We start from the raw sequence: 18,736 nt of genomic DNA on the forward strand, positions 1-18,736 counted from the left end.
GCCCTCACCCCCACGCCACCACCAACAACCCCACCCCCAACACCAAACACAACGGCGAATAAAAATACGTATCCCACCTGGCAAACCTTGACCCACCCACCTTCTTGAAAAACCCCACCAACTCCGAATCCCCAATCGCCCTGGCAAACATCACCACGGCAATCGCGCTGATCCCCCACTGTAACGCCCCGTGAGATACCGCCGAAAAATACAGCCCGGCCCGCAGGCACACCAGTAGCGCAATGGCCACCAGCCCCATCGCCACCAAAAAAGTACCCAGCGCTGAAGGTTTGAACGCCGGCCTCGGCCCGCTGGCAAACTCGCCGGGCAGTTGGGGAATGACCGCCTGGAAGCCCAGCTTGCCGCCGGCCGCCCAGTACAGGTGAACCATGCTGATGCAGGTGAAAACCCCGACGATCCATCGCGCGATGACAAAGCTCATGGCTGACGCTCCCTGAAAATGTGCGAATGAGGATAGTCGCCCAGTGATTTTTTGCAGGCATTTCGTCGGGCGCTGGTGGTAAAGTTGCGCCCCATGAAATTCGCCCGTGCCGATCGCTCGCTCATTGCCTGGATGCTTTATTGCTGCGTCCTGTTCAATGCGTTCGCCTGCAGCATTGGTCATGGGCAGATGGTGGGGATGCAGCTTAATGGCATCGGCGGCCAGTTCTGTACGGTAGACCCGCGCACGCAAGCGCCCAAGCCGTCCAACTCCATCGATGAGAGTCTGCCGACGCTGTCCAAGGCGTTTGGTTGCCCGCTATGCTCCACTGGGGGCATGGGCCCGGCGCTCAACTCCAGCCTGAATGTGGCGGTGTTACCGCAACCCCATGCGCCACCGCCTGCGATCATCGCCAGCGCTGACATCCCTGCCCGCTTCACCTGGCCCACGGCTCACCCGCGCGCGCCGCCCGCCTTCGCCTGATTCCTTCGCTTTCTGATCTGCACCGGCCACGGTTTCCATTAGGAAAACGGGCGGCTGTGCGTTGTTTTCAAGCCAAGTTTTTCAGGATTCAACCATGAAACATCTACCTCTGTTAGCGGGCCTGTTCGGCTGCCTGCCTGTTTGCGCCTGGGCCCTCGAATTGGCCCCAACCACCATCGACGGCGAGCAAAGCGCCGAGCCCGGCCTGGCACTGGACCAATCCAGCGGCGTAGCGTCGCGGCTGGGACTGAGCGTGCGGGAAACCCCGGCGTCAGTGGCCATCGCCAGCCGCAATGATATCGAGCGCCATGGCGCCAAGACCTTCCGCGATGCGGCCAACACCCTGCCGGGCGTCAACGCCAGTGCGCCGCCGGGGTTTGGCGGTTTTGTGTCTTATCGTGGATTTACCAGCAGCCAGATCACCCAGATGTTCAACGGCATTAACGTCGCCACCGGGCTGGCACGGCCGGTGGATGCCTGGATCTATGACAGGGTGGAATTGGTAGGCGGCCCCTCCTCGCTGATCAACGGCGCAGGCTCTGTGGGCGGTTCGCTCAATTATGTGACCAAACTCGCCACCCGTGAGGAACAGGCTGGCGAAGGCCAACTTACCTACGGCAGCTACGACACGGCCGGCATGGCATTCGGCGTCAACCACGCTCTGACCGAGCCCGGCGCCGAAGTGCAGCATTACGCGCGCCTGGATGTGAGCCGCAATACCAACCACAGCTACATCGACCGCACCCAGCGCGAGGCCTGGAGCCTGGCGTTTTCCCTGCTCAGTGACCTCACCCCCAACCTGTCCCACACCTTGGCGCTGGAGTACCAGGACGAGCATGAAGACAGCCCCTACTGGGGCACCCCGGTGCTCAACCCCAAGGCAGGCGAGTTGAAGATCGACAAGCACAACCGCTTTAACAACTACAACGTGGCCGACGGTCGCTATGAACAGCGCACGATCTGGGCGCGTTCGATCATCGACTACCGCATCAATGACAGCACCACGCTGAAAAACACCCTCTATCACTTAGACAGCCAGCGCGATTACCGCAACCTGGAAACCTACCAGTACAACGCCGACAACAGCGCGGTAAACCGCTCCACCGCCTATCAAGTGCGTCATCAGGGCGAGCAGAACGGCAACCAGTTTGAGCTGCGCCACGACGACAATGTCTTCGGCTTGTCGACCACCTGGTCCGGCGGTTTCGAGTACAAGGTCAACAGCACTACCAATAGCCCATTGAACGTGTCCGGCAACAGTACCGTGGACCCGGGCAACTACAACCCGGGCGACTTCTATGACATCCCAGGCACAAAGCCCGGCTTTATCAAAGACAAAACCAACGAGGTCACCACCAAGGCCCTGTTCGTGGAAAACCGTCTGGGCCTCACCGATGAACTGTCGCTGTTGACCGGCCTGCGTTATGACGCCATCGACCTGGATGTCACCAACCACCGCACCGTCACCGCTACCAACCCTCGGCACTTCAAGCGCAGCTGGGAGCCCGTGACCGGCCGCGTGGGCCTAACTTACCAGTTCATCCCAACCGCCAATGTGTATGTGCAATACAGCACCGCTGCCGAACAACCGAACACCACGACGCAAGTGTTCGATGTGTCTACCGGCAAGCAATGGGAAGTGGGCAGCAAGTTCGACTACTTGGACGGGCGTGGCTCTGCCACCGTCGCCGCCTACAAGATCGAGCGCAAGGATTTTGCCGTCACCGACCCTCAGGACCCGAACAACAGTATTCCAGTGGGCGCCCAATCATCCAAAGGCGTTGAGCTAGCCAGCTCGCTTCGCATTACCCCAAGGCTATTGGCAGAAGGCAACTTCGCCTGGGTGGATGCCGAATACCAGGACTTCAATGAAAAAATCGCAAGTGGCGCAGTAGTGTCGCGCAAGGGCAACACGCCGACCAATGTGCCCAAGCGCGTGGGTAACCTGTGGCTGACCTATGACTTTGCCGAGGACTGGCAAGGTGGTGTAGATGCTCGGTATGTGGCCGAAGTGTATGCCAACAACGCCAACACTCAGACGGTGCCGGCGTACACGCTGTTCGGGACGTTCTTGCGTTACAAGGTGGATGCACATACGTCGGTCACGGGGCGCATACGTAACTTGACCAATGAGGTGTATGCCGAGTTTGCCCATGTGTCACCGGCTTATTATCTAGGGTCGCCGAGAACCTTCGAGTTGGCGGTAAACACCCGGCTCTAACCTGAAATACAATTAAAAATGGGGGAGCGGGCTTGCTCGCGAATGCGGTGTTTCAGCTAAATATTTTGTATCTGACAATCCGCATTCGCGAGCAAGCCCGCTCCCACATTTTGATCTCCATTCTGCGGGAAGATTGTGGTTATTTGAGGCTTGCCTCAACCTTCAGCGCCACATCCTCCGGCAACCATGCCTTCCACACTTCAGGATGTTCCTTGAGAAACACGTGGGCCACTTCTCGCGGCGCCGTGTGCTTCTCGCTCATGGTCGCCAGGGCTTTATTCAGCGGTTCGATCGGAAACTCGACTTTCTCGAAAAACGCGGCAATCTGCGGGTGTTCCTTCTGGAACGGTGTTGAGACGCCGATGCTCAACTTGGAAGCCAGCGAGCGCGTGGGCTTGGGGTTCGGGTTGTCGGCATCCGTCAGCGTCTTCCAAGCCTCGGCATCAAACGGTGGCTCTTGCAACTGGATCAACTTGTAGCGACCCATCAACGGCGTTGGCGACCAGTAGTAGAACAACACCGGCTTGCCCCGGCGGATCGACGAGGCTATCTCGGCATCCAGCGCCGCCCCCGAGCCGCTGCGAAAGTTCACATAGCTGTCATCCAGCCCGTAGGCCTTGAGCTTTTGCTTGTTGACCACTTCTGAGGTCCAGCCGATGGGGCTGTTGAGAAAGCGCCCCTTGCCGGGGGATTCAGGGTCTTTGAACACGTCCTTGTAGCGCGCCAGGTCATTGACGCTCTTGAGTTCCGGCGCCAGCGGTTTGATGCCTTTGGCCGGGTCACCCTTGACCACGTATTCCGGCACCCACCAACCTTCAGTGGCGCCCTTGACTGTGTCCCCAAGGCCAACCACCTTGCCTTCTGCCTCGGCCTTGACCCACACCGGGCTGCGGCCAGCCCACTCTTCGCCGATCACCTGGATGTCGTTCTTGGCCAGGGCGGTTTCCAGGGTGATGGTAGTGCCGGGCAAGGTGTCGGTGGGTAAGTCATAACCCTTCTCGACGATGACTCGCAGCACTTCGGTGATCAAGCTGCCACTTTCCCAGTTAAGGTCGGCAAAGTGCACTGGCGTCTGGGCGGCCGATGCCGTTGAAAGGCAGAGGGTCGTCATGGACGCAGCCAACAGGGTCTTCAATCCTTTCATGCCTTAGCACCTCGCGATATCGCAGCCAATAGCGAACGGCTTTGCTGCGGATGCGCGAAGCCTCTGAATAGTTAAGTCAACTCAACTGTAGTAGAGGTTCCGGGAGTTATAGCGTTACTCACTGGCCTTGAACGTTACCAACTCACCCTTGCGCCACTTGGCGGCCTTGCCGGTGACGGCTTTCAGGGTTTTGGTCAGGCCTTCTTGCAGTTGCTCGTTGGCGGCGAATACCAGCATCACGCTGTGGCCTTCCTTGAACACGATGCCCTGGCCTTCGGGTGAAGAAACAAAGGCGTAGTCGCCCAGGCCATACACCGTCAACTTGATGTCGCGGAACTTCAACTCGAACTTGCCACCCTCACGGCTGGGCAATACCGCTGCACGAAAATGGTCACCCACTTTGAGCTCCAGGCGCGGCTTGTCATCCACCACCAGCGCCGTTTCGGTATCGATCTCGGCAATGTAGATGCCTTCGGGCGTTTGCTCGGTGATGTATACAAAACGGGATTGAAACTGCTTGACCAACTTTGCGCGCAAATCACCCAGCACGAACAACGCGTGCATATCCAGATTACTGACTGCCAAGGAAACGCCCCCACATCGAAAAAAGCGCTGTCCGTCAGAGCGGGCAGCACAAAAAAACGGCCGTTACGGCACGATCACACAACACATTCATTGAAAAAAACTGAAGAAGATCCGCTGCAGCGCCATAAGACTAGTACAGACGTACCCGATGGCCTTACACAGGAGATCACAGGTTCAACGGCCCGAGAACACGGGCCGACCAACTTCAGAGAATAACCCTATTAAAAACGTAGTTTTCCGACAGCGCACACAAAACCACATACCTGAGCATGGAACCCGGCGGCAGTGGCTGACAACAATACTAAAACAGCAGCACCAATCAAAACCAGCCAAACCGCAGCCATTGACTCAACCGGATCGATCGACAGGAGCAGGCCATGCAACGACCCCTTTACGACGCCATGCAGTCGCGCACTCGTTCGCCATGTCAGGACGAAGCCCAATACTACCGCTTGCGCGGCTACGACGGGTACTTGGATTCGATTCTTTACCAAGTCGTACCTGCCGGCCGAAACTTCTTCCATATCCGCGAAGTGCTTAGCGGCCGGGTCAAAGGCTTTCGCAGTGACCATATTCAGGCATGCGAACTGGCGAAAAAACTCGAAGCCCGCCTGCACACCCACCACGGCGGGATCGTTTCGTCACCCGGATGACTTTACTGCGCCGCAGCCCCCCAACAACTGCCATACTGGCCCGTCCACTGAAGTTTGTGCCCCGCGGGCCAGGTTTCTCCAGTGCAGTTATCTCCAAGGGAAGGCTCTACGTGACGGAATTTGATATCGGCGAATTTTTCATCCATGGCGACGCTAGGGAAATAGACGGTGAGTTTCAGGCGGTGATCGTGATGCGGGCCAAGCCACCGCTCAAAACAGTCACAACGCACCAGGTGGAGAAAGATCGCTGGTTCAAAACCGCCGACGCCGCCGCCACTGCAGGCAAAGACGCTGCCAAGGCGCTGAAAACCGCCGTGGACGCCGGGGCGCTCAATTCCTGATCCGATAGAACTCTGCCGCGTCGATACCCTCCCATGCTTAACCCCCCCCCCCCCGCATGGAGAACGATATGGACGCGCCAATCCCGACACTCGAAACCCTGTTCGCACAACTTGGCCTGGATTCAACGCCTGACGCCATCGACGCCTTTATTGCCGCTCATCCGTTGCCGGAAGACGTCAAACTGATCGATGCGCCCTTCTGGTCGGCACAACAAGCCCAATTTCTCAAAGAGGAACTGCGCGAGGATGCCGAGTGGGCAATTGCGGTGGATGAATTGAACCAGCGCCTGCATCAACCGCACTGAGCCTCAGCGCGTACCCTTTGCGCCTTCAGGCTTGTAGCCAAGGCGCAACCCGCCCCAATGCCTTCCCTTGACCATGATCGGTACCGACAGGTCGTGCATTAACTCGCCGGTATCGCGGGTATAGGTTTGTAGCAAGACGGCCTGTTGGTGGCTGCCGCAACGGGTGCCTGTACGGTCGTCGAACTTGCGTTTGGTGCGGTTCTGCACGGCATCCACTTGCTCATCCCCGGTCAAGGCCTGGGAAAACGCCTTGTTGTGGGTCGGTACGTAGCCCTGCGGCGTGCAGGCGATGGCGAATACCAAGCCTTCATGACGGGGCAACAAAGCCTCTTGAATCGTCGGCAGCACTTGGTCGGCGTAGCCATCAAAACGCGTGTGGTATTTGCTCGGGCGAGTGTTGGGGATCAGCGTGTAGCTGCGGTCGAACAGGTCGTCCAGGCCAATGCGGTTCTGCTGCACATCGGCCTCGAACTGCGCGGCAATACGGCTTGCGCCTTCGCGGGCCAGGTCGTAGATGCGCTGGTGATAGTCATCCAGGCCCACTTGCGCCAGGCGCTCGCTGATAGTTTCGGCTTGGCCTTCCATCTGCACGGCTGCATCGGCTAGCTGACGAGTTTGCTGGTCACTGACAGCCAGGTCGCTGCGCATTTGCTCCACGGCATGGAACAGGCTGTCGAGTTGGGCGCGATTGGTGTCGGTGCCCTGGGCGATTTCATTGACTTGACCCTCCACGTCCGCCGCCAGCCTGGCAATGCTTTGCAATTGCTCGCCCGCGTGTTCGACCTGCTCCACGCCGGTATGCAGGTCGGCCGAGAGTTGGCGGATCTGCTCCACTACCTGGGCAGTACGTTGCTGGATATCCGCCACCATCACCCCGACTTCGTCGGTGGCCGTGGCCGTACGCCCGGCCAGCCCGCGCACCTCATCGGCCACCACGGCAAAGCCGCGACCATGCTCGCCTGCGCGTGCCGCTTCAATCGCCGCGTTAAGCGCCAGCAGGTTGGTCTGGCTGGCGATGGACTGGATCACCAGGGTGACCCGCTGGATTTCCTCACTGCGCTGGCTCAGCGCTTCGATGAGCTCCCGGCTGGCATTGGCGCGCTGGCTGAGTTGGTGCATCTGAGTGATCGACTGGGCCAACACTTCGCGGCCTTCGGTGCTGCGCTGGTGAGCCTGGCTGGCAGCTGTCAGGGCTTCACGACTGAGTTGGGAGGTGATTTTTTCGGTGCCAATCATCACTTCGGCACTGCTGACAATTTGCTTGGCCGCGCTCAATTGCGACTGCAAGCGAGCCGCCAGTTGCTTGACTGAATAGGCCACACCGGCAGCAGACAGCGCGTTATGGCTGGTGGTGTAGGACAGATCGCGGGTTAGCTCACCCATGGCATCGGTGCCGTCGGGCAGCGCGACAACCGGCGAATGATTTTTCAGGCGAGGCAGCCAGATCACCAGCAACGCCAGTGGCAGGCAGAGGTATATCGGCAGGTAGGCATTCGCCAGGCAGAACAGTACAAGCGCCAGGGCGGCACTCTGCACGAGGGGCGTCAGCCAGCCGGGCATCCCGCGTGCCACCGTTTGTGGTGGCACTGCAGCGCCCATCAGAGATCCGTCTCCAGCCATTGTCGTTACCCCACTGTTTGTCATTATTGTCGCTGCATTAAACGCCACTATCGGGCCATTATCCATGGGCCTTTAGTGGGGTAACTTGCAGTAGATCAATAGACTGGGTGTAACGGGTGTTTCCCTGGGGGACCGTGTGGGCGATCCCCCAGCTTCAACGCATCAGGCTTGGCGCTGGTGCTTGTCGATCTGCTCGTGGCGCTCTTGGGCTTCGATGCAGTACTTGGTGGTCGGGCTGATCAGCAGGCGTTTGAGGCCGATAGGCTCGCCGCTGTCATCACACCAGCCGAAGGAATCTTCCTTGATACGCTCCAGAGCACGCTCAAGCTGCGGCAGCATGCGCTGGTCGCGATCGATGGCGTTTACCAGCCAAGTGCGCTCTTCTTCCACGGAAGCGGCGTCGGCAGGGTCGGCCGGGGTGTCCAGGCTTTCAATGGCGATACGGTTCTGTTCAATGCGCTCGTGGTGTTCCACTTTCATGTCTTGCAGCAATTGCTCAAAAAAAGCGTGCTGTTCGGCATTCATGTAGTCATCCGCCGGCATGGCCAGCAACTTTTCCTTTGTCATTTATTTCTCTATAAAAAATACGTGCATTAAGGCGAATAAGGGAGCGTTCCGGCCGACCTCTACAGGTCTCGGAAGGGCGCCATCCATTCCAAGCGCCACCCGGCACTCAATTTACGAGGGGCGGCAGTCTAAGGCCGACTTGAGGGCGCAGCAACTGAAAAGACAGGCAATTTTTCCGAGATAACCCCCAAAAGCACCAGGACGGGCTCGGCGATTGGTTATCGGAGTGCGTTTATAGCAAGAAATTCAGTGTTGTGGAGCTATATAGAAGACAAACGGCTTTTCCTGATGAGAAATTACTGAATGTGGGAGGGGGTTTGCTCCCGATTGCGGTGGGTCAGCCATATCTAAGCTAGCTGACACTCCGCCATCGGGGGCAAGTCGAATCGTCGCACCGCCCCTCCCACATTTGGTACTCATTCTGCGCCGGAAATTTCTAGCGTTTGAGCTTGCGCTTGTTACGGTATTGGTCGATGACCACCGCCACGACGATGATCAAACCCTTGATGATGTCCTGGATATAAGCATCCACCCCGACGAAGGTAAACCCGCTGGCCATGACGCCCAGGATCAGCGCGCCGATCACAGTACCGGTGATACGCCCTACCCCGCCCGCCAGGCTGGTACCGCCGATCACTGCCGCAGCAATCGCGTCCAGCTCATAAGACATGCCCATGCCAGCCTGGCCAGTAGCAGCACGTGCCGAGGCCACCACACCAGCCAAACCTGCGAGCAACCCGGCGATGCTGTAGACAATGATGAGGTGGCGCTTGACGTTGATACCCGAGGTGCGCGCCGCCTGCATATTGCCGCCGATGGCGTAGGTGTACTTGCCGTACTTGGTGTAGCGCAGGGCGATATGGAAGATCACCGCCACCACCAGGAAGATGATCACCGGCATCGCGCCATGGCCGATCGCCGTGTACGAGTCCGAGAGCATGCTCACCGGCTGGCCTTCGGTGTAGTAACGCGCCAGGCCACGGGCCGAGACCATCATGCCCAGGGTGGCAATGAACGGCGGGATGCCGGTGACGGCGATGATGCTACCGTTGATCGCCCCCGCCAACAGCCCCACGCCAAGCCCCATCGCCACCGGGATCCACACCGGCAAGTCGGTCAGGCTCGGGAACACGGCCCGGGAAAAATCGGAGGTTTGCGCCAAACTGGCGGCGATCATCGCCGACAACGCCAGTACCGAACCGGATGACAAGTCGATACCCGTGGTGATGATCACTTGGGTCACGCCAATCGCCAGCAGGCCGATGATCGACACTTGCAGGATCATCAGCACCAGTCGCTGGGAGTTCATCAAGAAGCTCTGATCACGCACGATCCAGCCGAACAATTCAAACACCAAACCGATGCCGATCAGCACCAGGAAGATGCTCAGCTCGGTCGGCATGCGCCGGCGTGTCTTGGTCGGCACAGTGGCCGGTTTGTTATCCGTTATTGCATTCATAGCCCATCACCTTTTTTATTCTGTACGTCAGTGAACTGCCGTCATTCCGGAAGCCAACTGCATGACTTTTTCCTGGGTCGCCTCATCGCGGCTCAGGGTGCCCATCAATTCGCCTTCATGCATCACCATCACCCGGTCGCTCATGCCCAGCACTTCCGGCAGCTCCGAAGAGATCATGATCACCGCCATGCCTTCGCTGGCGAGGAAGGCGATCAAGCGATAGATCTCGGCCTTTGCGCCGACGTCGATGCCACGGGTGGGCTCGTCCAGGATCAACAACCGCGGGTTGGTCATCAGCCAGCGTGCCAACAGGGCTTTTTGCTGGTTGCCGCCCGACAAGGTGTCGATGCACTGCTCAAGGGACGGGGTCTTGACCCGCAATTTCTTGCACATGTCTTCGCACAGCACGCGCAGGGCTTTTTGCTGGATGAAACCGTTGCCGGTGTAGTGCGGCAGCACCGCCATTTCCATGTTCTCCAGCACCGACAGGCACGGGAACAGGCCACTGAGCTTGCGGTCCTCGGTCAACAGCGCAAAGCCCTTCTCAATGGCCATGTGCGGGTCGGTAATGCGCACCGGCTTGCCGTCGAGGCTGATCTGGCCGCTGCTGCTGGGGGTGATGCCAAAAATGGTTTCGGCCACATTAGTACGGCCCGAGCCCATCAGCCCAGCGATGCCAAGGATTTCGCCGGCATGCAGGTCGAAGGACACGTCTTTGAACACACCGTCCAGGGTCAAATCGCGCACCGACAACAGCAGCTCACCGATAGGCGTTTCGCGCACCGGGAACAACTGGCTCAGTTCGCGCCCGACCATCATCGAGATCAGGCTGTCGCTGTTCATGCTGTCGGCGCGTTGCAGGCCGATGTAGTGGCCGTCGCGGAACACCGCCACTTCATCGGCGATGGCGAATACTTCGTTCATCTTGTGTGTGATGTAGACGATGCCTTTGCCCTGGGACTTGAGGTCGGCAATGATCGAAAACAGGTGGGCCACTTCCTTGTCGGTGATGGCCGAAGTCGGCTCATCCATGATCAGGATGTCGGAGTCGTAGGACACGGCCTTGGCAATCTCGACCATCTGCCGCTCGGCGATGCTCAGGTTGCCCACATGCTCCTCAGGGTCGAGGTTGATGCGCAGGCGCGCCAGCAACTCGGCGGTGCAACGGTGCATCTCGCGGTGGTTGACCATGTGCAGGCCGTTAAGCTGCTCACGGCCGATCCAGATGTTCTCGGCGATGCTCATGTGGGGCATCAGGTTGAGTTCCTGGTGGATCATCGCGATCCCGGCCTTCTGGGCCGCCAGGGGTGTTTCAAACACAATCGGCTTGCCACGCAGGCGTATCTCACCGGCGTCGGGCTGGTAGATGCCGGCGATGATCTTCATCAACGTCGACTTGCCCGCACCGTTCTCGCCCATCAGCGCCAGCACTGTGCCGGGGCGCACCCGCAGCTGCACATCGGCCAGGGCAATGACGCCAGGAAAGCCTTTGCTGATATTGCTGATTTCCAACAGGTAGGGTTCTTCCAGCTCTACAGGCTGGATACCGGGTGGCTGCGAGGCAGTGGCTTGAGCAAGCATAGGGAGGTACTCCATCTGCAGGGCGGCCTTAACCGCCCTGCCGGCTTTTGTTGTTATGTCAGGGCTATTTGAAGTCTTTGACGTTTTCCGGGGTGATCAGTTGGAACGGGATGACGATGTTCTGTTCGATCGTCTCCTTCTTCGCCAACTGGCGTGCCGCGTCTACCGAGCCGACCCCTTGGCCCTTGGCATCCTGGAACACCGACACGGTCATTTCGCCTTTGCTGATGGCGTTCAAGCCATCCTGCGTGCCGTCGACACCGGCAATCAACACGCTGCCCGGCTTGGACCCGGCCGACTTAAGGGCCATGGCCGCGCCAATCGCCATTTCATCGTTGTTAGAGAGCACCGCGTCAAACTGACGGCCCTGGGTCAGCCAGTCGTTGACCAAGGTCATGCCGCGATCGCGCAGCCAGATACCGGTCTGCTCTTGCTCGATCTTGATATCCGGGTATTTTTTCAGGACATCCTTGATGCCCTTGGTGCGGTTAGTCGTGGAGTTGTTTGCCAGGTCACCCAGCAGAATCACGATATTGCCCTTGCCGCCCATTTTTTCGGCGATGTACTGCATCTGCAGCCGGCCGGCCTCTTCATCATCGGAGGTCACAGCGGCTACGCCTTTGGGCAAGTCCTTCTGGTCTGGCCGGCGATTGACGTAGACCAGTGGAATGCCGGCCTCGGTTGCGGCCTTGCTGATGCGCGCCGTGGAAGCGGTATCCACCGGGGTCACGATAATCGCATCGACCTTCTGGCTGATGAAATTCTCGACCTGGCTCAGTTGCTTGACCACATCGGCGCGCGCGTCTTCGAACTGCAATTGCACGCCGTCGCCCTTGGGCAGGGTTTTGACGTGCTGTTCCATATAGCCGCGAACACTGGTCAGGTAATTGTCATCAAAACTCGAAAAAGTCACGCCGACTTTCAGGTCGGCAGCCAGCGCAGCACCGCTGGCCAGCAGCATGGATAAGGCCAGCGCGGTAAAACGGATCGGGGTCTTCATGAACGGTCTGTCTCCACTTTCTTGTTGGTTTTGTTGGACGTTGCGTTGATCAGAGCGGGTCTTGCGAAGTCGCCAGTCGAACGATGGGTGCGCCGGGAATGCAGCAGACCAGCGCGCCTTTGTTTTCGACGCACAGCACATTAAGGAAGGAGAAGTAGAACGGCCGGGCGCGGGGCAGAGCGCGGGGCGTTGAGGCAAGGCGGAAAATTTGCAGTACAGCGTTGAAGATTTTCATCTGACGGTACCTGGTTGTTTTCGATCTTGTTTTTGTTTGAGTCGTGCGGGTCGAGCCCGAACGTACTTATTGCAACCTGGAAAAGACTTTATTGGAAAATAATTTCCATATCAACATCTTTTAGAATTTTATTCTATTTTTATTGAAATCACCTGCTGACGCTCGGCGCTCAGGCGTGCGGCGTCCAATATACGGGTGGTTTCGAGCGCATCATAGGCGTCCACAGGCAACGGTCCCTGACCTTGCACGGCACTTTGCAACTGCCGATAGAACTGCGTCCAGCAGCCCTTCTCCGACGGCACCCGCTCGCGTTCATCACCCTGCTCGAACCAGCCCCAGCGTCGGTGTTCTTCGGCGCCCCAGTGCTCGCCTTCGGTCTTCGGCGACTTGCCGGCCATCAGCGCCTCTTCCTGACCATCCAGGCCATCGACGGTGTAGCAACCCGAAGTACCACTGACACGAAAACGCGGTGCCTGGCTGTTTTGCAACGCGTTGCCCCACAGGTGTGAAACTACGCCGTTGGCATGGGTCAGGGAGACAAAGAAGCCGTGGTCAAGGGTTGGGTGTTCGGGGCTGAACTGCAATTGTGCGAACACCCGGTCCACCGGGCCGAACAGTTGCAGCGCCTGGTCCACCAGGTGGCTGCCCAAGTCCCGCAGCCAACCGCCGCCACTGGCATTGCCCACGGCTTGAGGGCTGTAGCGTTCCACGCGGGATTCAAAACGGGTGATGGTGCCCAGGGCGCCAGCGTCGATGAGTTTGCGCAGGGTCAGGTAGTCGGAGTCCCAGCGGCGATTCTGGTAGACGCTCAGCAGCACCTCATGGCGTTCGGCGGCGGTGATCAAGGCTTGCGCCTGTTCGGCATTGGCGGCGAACGGTTTATCGCTGACCACGGTGAGGCCGTGCTCGATGGCTTCCAGCACCAGCGCCGGGCGGCCTTTGAGGGTGGTGGAGATGACCAGGGTGTCGACGCCGGCTTCGACGATCTGGCCGATGCTGTCAAACGCTTTGAGACCTGGGTGGTCGCTCGCCAATTGCTTACGGCGTTCGGGGGATCGTGTAACGACGCCAACAAACGTGGCGCCGGGCAGTGTTGCAATCAGCGGCGCATGAAAAAAGCGCCCTCCGTGGCCGTAGCCGACTAGTCCGATTCGCATGATTTCACTCCATCTAAACGTGAAAACCCAATCTAAATGTGGGAGGGGGCTTGCTCCCGATTGCAGTGTGTCAGCCAATTAATGAATGTCTGAACCACCGCCATCGGGAGCAAGCCCCCTCCCACATTTTTGACTGCATTCCACCTGTGGGATTGTGGTTAGCCGTAGAAGCGTGGGCGATCCGGCAAGCTGACTTTCACAATCTGCTCACTGCTCTGCGCTTCAATACACGCATCCGCCGCAACCGCTGCGGCAAACCCATCCCACGCCGACGGCCCACCCACTTGCCCGGCGCGCACACTGTCGATGAAGGCTTGCAGTTCGACGTCATACGCACCGATAAAGCGATCCTTCCAATCCATCAAAATCGCATTCGACAGCTTGGCGCCACTGCGCAACTGCACCTGGGACGGTTCCGGCAGTTTGGCAATACCGGTCTCCCCCACCACTTCGCACTGGATGTCGTAGCCGTATTGGCAGTTCACAAACACTTCCACGTCGATACGGGTGCCCTTGGCGGTTTCCAGCAGCACGATCTGCGGGTCGCGCAGGTGGGCCAAGGCCTTGCTTGATTTGCGCGGGAACACCACTTGCACCGAAACGTAGTCATCGTTGAGCAACCAGCGCAACACATCCAGCTCGTGGATCAGGGTGTCGGTGATCGCCATGTCGGTCTTGTAGTTCTCGCCCACCGTCGGGTTGCGGTGCGCGCAATGCAGCATCAGCGGCTCGCCGATCTGGCCGCTGTCGATCACGGCTTTGAGGGCACGATAGCCTTCGTCATACGGGCGCATGAAGCCCACCTGCACCAGGCGCTTGCCGTAGGCGACTTCGGCGTCGACGATCTTGCGGCAGCCCTCGGCGGTGACGGCCAGGGGTTTTTCGCAGAACACCGGTTTGCCGGCAGCGATGGCGGCCAGCACGAACTCTTCGTGGCTCGGACCCCAGGAAGTGACGAGGATGGCCTCGACCTCTGGCGAATTGATCAGCGCATGGCCGTCGGCGTACACCTCGGCACCGATATTCAAGTCAGCAACAACCTTGGCGGCTGACTCAAGGTTGATGTCGGTCACCGCCACTACCTGGCTATTGAGCAACGTCTGGCTGCAACGACGGATATGGTCCCGGCCGATAGCCCCTGTACCGATTACGCCTAGCTTCAACGACATACAAAAACTCCTCTTGTTATTAGTACTGCCGGGCCTTGGCCAGCTGTTCATTGAGTTTTTTGGCAGCAGCATTGGTGCGTTCGCTGGTGGACACCTGCGCCACGCCCACCCGCCACCACGACAGGTAGCCGTGGATCATGGTTTTAGGCAGCACCTTGATATCGATCAGCGTCGACACGGTTTGGGTACGCGCATCGGCCAGCGCCGCTTGCAGTTGCTCCACGGTGCTGACCTTGTAGGTCTTGCAGCCATAGGCCGCCGCGCTCATGGCGAAGTCCACCGGCACCAGGCCGCCGTCGAGCTTGCCGCTCTCGGGGTTGCGGTAGCGGAATTCGGTGCCGAAGCTGTCCATGCCATTGCCGATCTGCAGGTTGTTGATGCAACCAAAGGCCATGTTGTCCAAGAGCACCACGTTGATCTTGCGCCGCTCCTGAATCGAGGTGGCCAGTTCCGAATGCAGCATCATGTAGGAGCCATCGCCGACCAAGGCGTACACCTCTTTGCTCGGCTCGGCGAGTTTCACGCCCAGCGCGGCATTGATCTCGTAGCCCATGCACGAATAGCCGTACTCGACGTGGTAGGTGTTGACGCCCTTGCTGCGCCAGGCACGTTGCAAGTCGCCAGGCAGGCTGCCGGCAGCGGCGACGATGATCGCGTCGTCGGCCAGGGTTTCATTGAGTACGCCGAGCACGCGGCTTTGGGTCAGGCAGGAGCCGGTCAGCTCGATGAATTCGCGCAGCACGGCGCGGTCGAGGTGGTCGTCAACCTCGGGCACGAAGCCGTCGCCGTCGTATTCCACCTGATGCACGCGGTCCACTTCGGCATCCAACTGCGCCTTGGCATCCTGAATCTGCCCGCCCCAACCAGAGCGGTAATCGCCCAAGGCATCGGCCAGCGCATCCAGAGCCACTTGCGCATCAGCCAACACTTGCACAGCGTCGAGTTTCAACACGTCGGCAGGGCTGATATTGAGGTTGAGAAACTTCACATCCGGGTGCTTGAACAGCGACTTGGACGAGGTGGTGAAGTCGGTATAGCGGGTGCCGACACCGATGATCAGGTCAGCCTCTGGGGCCAGCAAGTTAGCCGCCAGGCAGCCGGTTTCACCGATGCCACCGACGTTCAACGGGTGATTGGATACCACAGCGCTTTTGCCCGCCTGGGTTTCTGCGAACGGAATATCAAAGCGCTCGGCAAACGCTTGCAGCGCAGCATTTGCGCCAGAGTACTTAACCCCGCCACCGCAGATGATCAGCGGTTTGCGCTTGCCCCAGAAGGCGGCCAGCGCATCGCCGATCATCGCGGCGGTGGCCGGGCGACGGTCGATACGGTGCACACGTTTTTGCAGGAAGTAGTCCGGGTAGTCCCAGGCTTCAGCCTGTACATCCTGAGGCAGCGCCAAGGTCACCGCGCCGGTTTCCGCAGGGTCAGTGAGCACGCGCATGGCGTGGATCGCGGCGCTCATCAACTGCTCGGGGCGGTTGATGCGGTCCCAGTATTTGCTCACCGAACGGAAGGCATCGTTAGTGCTGATGCTCAGGTCGTGGAACTGCTCAATCTGTTGCAACACCGGGTCCGGCTGGCGGCTGGCGTAGACATCCCCCGGCAACAGCAGCAGCGGGATGCGGTTGGCGGTAGCGGTGGCCGCAGCGGTGAGCATGTTGGCCGCACCGGGGCCGACCGAAGCCGTACACGCGTAAATTTTGCGGCGCAGGTGCTGCTTGGCAAAGCCGATGGCCGCGTGGGCCATGCCCTGCTCGTTGCGGCCCTGGTGCACCACCAGGTCGCCGGCATCTTGCTCCAGCGCCTGGCCCAGGCCCAGCACGTTGCCGTGGCCAAAAATGGTGAACACGCCGGCGACAAACTTGCTCTCTACGCCATCGACTTCGATGTATTGGTTGTCCAGGAACTTCACCAGGGCCTGGGCCATGGTCAGTCGGGTTGTGGTCATGTCGCGCCCCTTAAAGGTCCAGTAGCCAGCTGTGCTGCGGGTCGTTGTGGAAGTGCCAGGCACGCTTGGGGCCGGCCATCACGTTCAAATAGTAGGACTCGTAGCCGTACGGCACGCTGACCGGGTGATAACCCTTGGGCACCACCACCAGGTCGCTGTTTTCTACCGCCATGGCCTGGTCGATACTGCGGTCATCGGTGTAGACGCGCTGAAACACAAAGCCCTGGGGCGGGTTGATCTGGTGGTAATAGGTTTCTTCCAGGAAGCTCTGGTGCGGCAGGTCATCGGTGTCGTGCTTGTGCGGCGGGTAGCTGGACGAATGCCCCGAGGGCGTGCGTACTTCCACCACCAGCAGGGAGTGGGCCGGCGACGTGTCCGGCAGGATATCGCACACGTAGCGGGTATTGGCGCCCTTGCCGCGCACACTGCGCTTGCAGTCTTGCGGGCGGATCAGGCGCGGCTCGTAGCCGTCTGTACCGGGGGCTGCGCACACGGCAATCTGCACATCGCTCAACGCGGTGACCTGGGCGGTGGTACCGGGCGGCAGGTAGGCGGCAAAGGGGGATTTGTCTTCGAACACCGACTGGCGATCCCCCAGGTTCTGCCAGTTGAAGCCCTCGCCTTCGATATTTACCCGGCCGCTGAGCAGCACCAGGCACAGTTCTTTATCGCCTGCGTTGACCGGCAGGGTTTCCCCCAGGCTCAGGCGGTAGGCTTTAAACCCTACGTATTCCAGGCGCCCGTCTTCCAGGGCGACCATGGTTTGCCCGCGTTTGTTGCTCTTAACCAGCAGGCTCATGCTTTCGTCCTCTCGGTGAGCAGCGCACGCAGGGTGTCGTAGCCCTTTTTTGCGTACTCATAGCTGGGCGCCACCGCCGGGTCCTGCTCGGCTTCCACCACCAGCCAGCCTTCGTATTTCGCGGCCAGCAGTACATCCAGCAGTTCGGCAAAGTCGATATCGCCATCACCGGGCACGGTAAATGTGCCGTTGACGATGCAATCGGGGAAGCTCCACATCTGGTTGCGCGCCAGTTGCACCACCGGTTTGCGCACGTCCTTGAAGTGTACGTGGCACACGCGGTCGATGTGCTTGCGCAGCACTTCAAGAGGATCGCCGCCGCCCATGTAGCAGTGGCCTGAATCGAACAGCAGGCCGACCTCCGGGCCGGTGCGTTGCATCAACTGGTCGATGTCTTGCGGGGATTCGACATAGGCGCCCATATGGTGGTGGTACGCCAGGCGTACGCCTTGAGACAGGGTGAAACGCGCCAGCTCAGTGAGCTTGTCGGCGTAGTCCTGCCAGGCCTGCTCGCTGTGAAAGCGCGGGCGTTCGATCAGGCGGATGCGCGAGCCCTGGATGGAGTCGGCGACTTCGCCGTAAACCAGCACTGTGGCGCCGTTTTGTTTGAGCAGTTCGACGTGACCGGCGATGGCTTCGATTTCTTCGGCCACCGAACGCTGCGCCAGGCGGCTGGAGTACCAGCCGGAGACGAGCGCCAGGTCGTAGGGGCGCAACACGTCGCCGACGCCCTTGGCGTCTTTAGGGAATTTGCCGTTGAGTTCGAAACCTTCGTAGCCGATTTGCTTGCCTTCGGCGAGGGCGGTACTCAGAGGCGTTTCACCGCCCAGGGCCGGCAGGTCGTCGTTGCTCCAGGAAATCGGGTTGATGCCAATTCGGATTGCGGGCATGGCTGCACCTTTTGTTTTTATCTAGAGATCGCTTGGATCTGCTTTATGTGGGAGGGGGCTTGCCCCCGATGGCGGTGTGTCAGGTAACACATCCATAACTGAGCCACCGCTATCGGGAGCAAGCCCCCTCCCAC

General features: G+C 59.4%; 19 protein-coding genes. 5 read left to right on the top strand and 14 right to left on the bottom strand.

Annotated elements, in window-relative coordinates:
* Positions 1–4 precede the first annotated feature (4 nt).
* Positions 5–442: a DUF3995 domain-containing protein gene (locus tag ICY20_RS15010; RefSeq protein WP_194937845.1), complete on the bottom strand. Its 438-nt coding sequence runs from the start codon at positions 440–442 to the stop codon at positions 5–7.
* 93 nt (positions 443–535) lie between these two features.
* Between ICY20_RS15010 and ICY20_RS15015 the strand changes: the two genes are divergently transcribed.
* Together ICY20_RS15015 and ICY20_RS15020 are read left to right on the top strand one after the other, a co-directional pair.
* On the top strand, positions 536–925 hold the full coding sequence (locus ICY20_RS15015; protein WP_194937846.1) for a DUF2946 domain-containing protein: 390 nt from the start codon (positions 536–538) through the stop codon (positions 923–925).
* A 94-nt stretch (positions 926–1,019) separates the two neighbouring features.
* Entirely contained in the window at positions 1,020–3,146 is a 2,127-nt protein-coding gene (locus tag ICY20_RS15020) for a TonB-dependent receptor (RefSeq protein WP_194937847.1), read from the top strand.
* A gap of 139 nt (positions 3,147–3,285) precedes the next feature.
* Here ICY20_RS15020 and ICY20_RS15025 read toward each other — a convergent pair whose 3' ends face one another.
* Both ICY20_RS15025 and ICY20_RS15030 read right to left on the bottom strand, forming a co-directional pair.
* Complete coding sequence (locus ICY20_RS15025) at positions 3,286–4,290, bottom strand: ABC transporter substrate-binding protein (RefSeq protein WP_194937848.1); 1,005 nt, start codon at positions 4,288–4,290, stop codon at positions 3,286–3,288.
* 114 nt (positions 4,291–4,404) lie between these two features.
* On the bottom strand, positions 4,405–4,854 hold the full coding sequence (locus ICY20_RS15030) for a hypothetical protein (RefSeq protein ID WP_194938073.1): 450 nt from the start codon (positions 4,852–4,854) through the stop codon (positions 4,405–4,407).
* 398 nt (positions 4,855–5,252) lie between these two features.
* Between ICY20_RS15030 and ICY20_RS15035 the strand changes: the two genes are divergently transcribed.
* The 3 genes from ICY20_RS15035 to ICY20_RS15045 all read left to right on the top strand — a co-directional run bounded on the left by ICY20_RS15035 (position 5,253) and on the right by ICY20_RS15045 (position 6,174).
* Positions 5,253–5,528, top strand: a complete 276-nt coding sequence (locus tag ICY20_RS15035; RefSeq protein ID WP_159959829.1) for a hypothetical protein — start codon at positions 5,253–5,255, stop codon at positions 5,526–5,528.
* 110 nt (positions 5,529–5,638) lie between these two features.
* On the top strand, positions 5,639–5,869 hold the full coding sequence (locus ICY20_RS15040) for a hypothetical protein (RefSeq protein ID WP_159959827.1): 231 nt from the start codon (positions 5,639–5,641) through the stop codon (positions 5,867–5,869).
* Positions 5,870–5,937: 68 nt separating this feature from the next.
* Complete coding sequence (locus tag ICY20_RS15045; RefSeq protein WP_159959825.1) at positions 5,938–6,174, top strand: DUF2789 domain-containing protein; 237 nt, start codon at positions 5,938–5,940, stop codon at positions 6,172–6,174.
* 3 nt (positions 6,175–6,177) lie between these two features.
* Here the strand turns inward: ICY20_RS15045 and ICY20_RS15050 are convergent, their stop codons facing one another.
* The 11 genes from ICY20_RS15050 to iolE form a co-directional block, all read right to left on the bottom strand.
* A complete protein-coding gene (locus tag ICY20_RS15050) occupies positions 6,178–7,860 on the bottom strand; it encodes a methyl-accepting chemotaxis protein (protein ID WP_200846434.1) in 1,683 nt (560 codons plus the stop codon).
* 96 nt (positions 7,861–7,956) lie between these two features.
* Positions 7,957–8,361: a TraR/DksA family transcriptional regulator gene (locus ICY20_RS15055; protein WP_010564800.1), complete on the bottom strand. Its 405-nt coding sequence runs from the start codon at positions 8,359–8,361 to the stop codon at positions 7,957–7,959.
* Positions 8,362–8,797: 436 nt separating this feature from the next.
* A complete protein-coding gene (locus ICY20_RS15060; RefSeq protein ID WP_159959821.1) occupies positions 8,798–9,820 on the bottom strand; it encodes an ABC transporter permease in 1,023 nt (340 codons plus the stop codon).
* A 27-nt stretch (positions 9,821–9,847) separates the two neighbouring features.
* Positions 9,848–11,401, bottom strand: coding sequence for a sugar ABC transporter ATP-binding protein (locus ICY20_RS15065; RefSeq protein ID WP_159959819.1), 1,554 nt, complete (start codon positions 11,399–11,401; stop codon positions 9,848–9,850).
* Positions 11,402–11,465: 64 nt separating this feature from the next.
* Positions 11,466–12,401, bottom strand: a complete 936-nt coding sequence (locus ICY20_RS15070) for a sugar ABC transporter substrate-binding protein (protein WP_159959817.1) — start codon at positions 12,399–12,401, stop codon at positions 11,466–11,468.
* Between the two features lie 49 nt (positions 12,402–12,450).
* Positions 12,451–12,636, bottom strand: coding sequence for a hypothetical protein (locus ICY20_RS15075; RefSeq protein WP_159959815.1), 186 nt, complete (start codon positions 12,634–12,636; stop codon positions 12,451–12,453).
* Between the two features lie 128 nt (positions 12,637–12,764).
* The gene (locus tag ICY20_RS15080; RefSeq protein ID WP_194937849.1) at positions 12,765–13,793 is read right to left on the bottom strand and encodes a Gfo/Idh/MocA family protein; all 1,029 of its coding nucleotides are present in this window, start codon (positions 13,791–13,793) and stop codon (positions 12,765–12,767) included.
* A gap of 158 nt (positions 13,794–13,951) precedes the next feature.
* On the bottom strand, positions 13,952–14,962 hold the full coding sequence (locus ICY20_RS15085) for a Gfo/Idh/MocA family protein (protein WP_194937850.1): 1,011 nt from the start codon (positions 14,960–14,962) through the stop codon (positions 13,952–13,954).
* Positions 14,963–14,981: 19 nt separating this feature from the next.
* Entirely contained in the window at positions 14,982–16,913 is a 1,932-nt protein-coding gene (gene iolD, locus ICY20_RS15090) for a 3D-(3,5/4)-trihydroxycyclohexane-1,2-dione acylhydrolase (decyclizing) (RefSeq protein ID WP_194937851.1), read from the bottom strand.
* Between the two features lie 10 nt (positions 16,914–16,923).
* Positions 16,924–17,712, bottom strand: a complete 789-nt coding sequence (iolB, locus tag ICY20_RS15095) for a 5-deoxy-glucuronate isomerase (protein WP_159959808.1) — start codon at positions 17,710–17,712, stop codon at positions 16,924–16,926.
* The gene (gene iolE, locus ICY20_RS15100; protein WP_194937852.1) at positions 17,709–18,602 is read right to left on the bottom strand and encodes a myo-inosose-2 dehydratase; all 894 of its coding nucleotides are present in this window, start codon (positions 18,600–18,602) and stop codon (positions 17,709–17,711) included. Before iolE ends, iolB begins: the two co-directional genes overlap by 4 nt.
* Positions 18,603–18,736 lie beyond the last annotated feature (134 nt).

The sequence above is a fragment of the Pseudomonas pisciculturae genome (genome assembly GCF_015461805.1).
Classification (GTDB): Bacteria; Pseudomonadota; Gammaproteobacteria; order Pseudomonadales; family Pseudomonadaceae; genus Aquipseudomonas; species Aquipseudomonas pisciculturae.

Coding starts and splice junctions, on each gene's coding strand:
- ICY20_RS15010 (WP_194937845.1), bottom strand. CDS start 442: ATGAGCTTTGTCATCGCGCGATGGATCGTCGGGGTTTTCACCTGCATC.
- ICY20_RS15045 (WP_159959825.1), top strand. CDS start 5,938: ATGGACGCGCCAATCCCGACACTCGAAACCCTGTTCGCACAACTTGGC.
- ICY20_RS15050 (WP_200846434.1), bottom strand. CDS start 7,860: ATGGATAATGGCCCGATAGTGGCGTTTAATGCAGCGACAATAATGACA.
- ICY20_RS15075 (WP_159959815.1), bottom strand. CDS start 12,636: ATGAAAATCTTCAACGCTGTACTGCAAATTTTCCGCCTTGCCTCAACG.
- ICY20_RS15065 (WP_159959819.1), bottom strand. CDS start 11,401: ATGCTTGCTCAAGCCACTGCCTCGCAGCCACCCGGTATCCAGCCTGTA.
- iolB (WP_159959808.1), bottom strand. CDS start 17,712: ATGAGCCTGCTGGTTAAGAGCAACAAACGCGGGCAAACCATGGTCGCC.
- ICY20_RS15085 (WP_194937850.1), bottom strand. CDS start 14,962: ATGTCGTTGAAGCTAGGCGTAATCGGTACAGGGGCTATCGGCCGGGAC.
- ICY20_RS15055 (WP_010564800.1), bottom strand. CDS start 8,361: ATGACAAAGGAAAAGTTGCTGGCCATGCCGGCGGATGACTACATGAAT.
- ICY20_RS15025 (WP_194937848.1), bottom strand. CDS start 4,290: ATGAAAGGATTGAAGACCCTGTTGGCTGCGTCCATGACGACCCTCTGC.
- iolE (WP_194937852.1), bottom strand. CDS start 18,602: ATGCCCGCAATCCGAATTGGCATCAACCCGATTTCCTGGAGCAACGAC.
- ICY20_RS15060 (WP_159959821.1), bottom strand. CDS start 9,820: ATGAATGCAATAACGGATAACAAACCGGCCACTGTGCCGACCAAGACA.
- ICY20_RS15015 (WP_194937846.1), top strand. CDS start 536: ATGAAATTCGCCCGTGCCGATCGCTCGCTCATTGCCTGGATGCTTTAT.
- ICY20_RS15080 (WP_194937849.1), bottom strand. CDS start 13,793: ATGCGAATCGGACTAGTCGGCTACGGCCACGGAGGGCGCTTTTTTCAT.
- ICY20_RS15035 (WP_159959829.1), top strand. CDS start 5,253: ATGCAACGACCCCTTTACGACGCCATGCAGTCGCGCACTCGTTCGCCA.
- iolD (WP_194937851.1), bottom strand. CDS start 16,913: ATGACCACAACCCGACTGACCATGGCCCAGGCCCTGGTGAAGTTCCTG.
- ICY20_RS15030 (WP_194938073.1), bottom strand. CDS start 4,854: ATGCACGCGTTGTTCGTGCTGGGTGATTTGCGCGCAAAGTTGGTCAAG.
- ICY20_RS15070 (WP_159959817.1), bottom strand. CDS start 12,401: ATGAAGACCCCGATCCGTTTTACCGCGCTGGCCTTATCCATGCTGCTG.
- ICY20_RS15020 (WP_194937847.1), top strand. CDS start 1,020: ATGAAACATCTACCTCTGTTAGCGGGCCTGTTCGGCTGCCTGCCTGTT.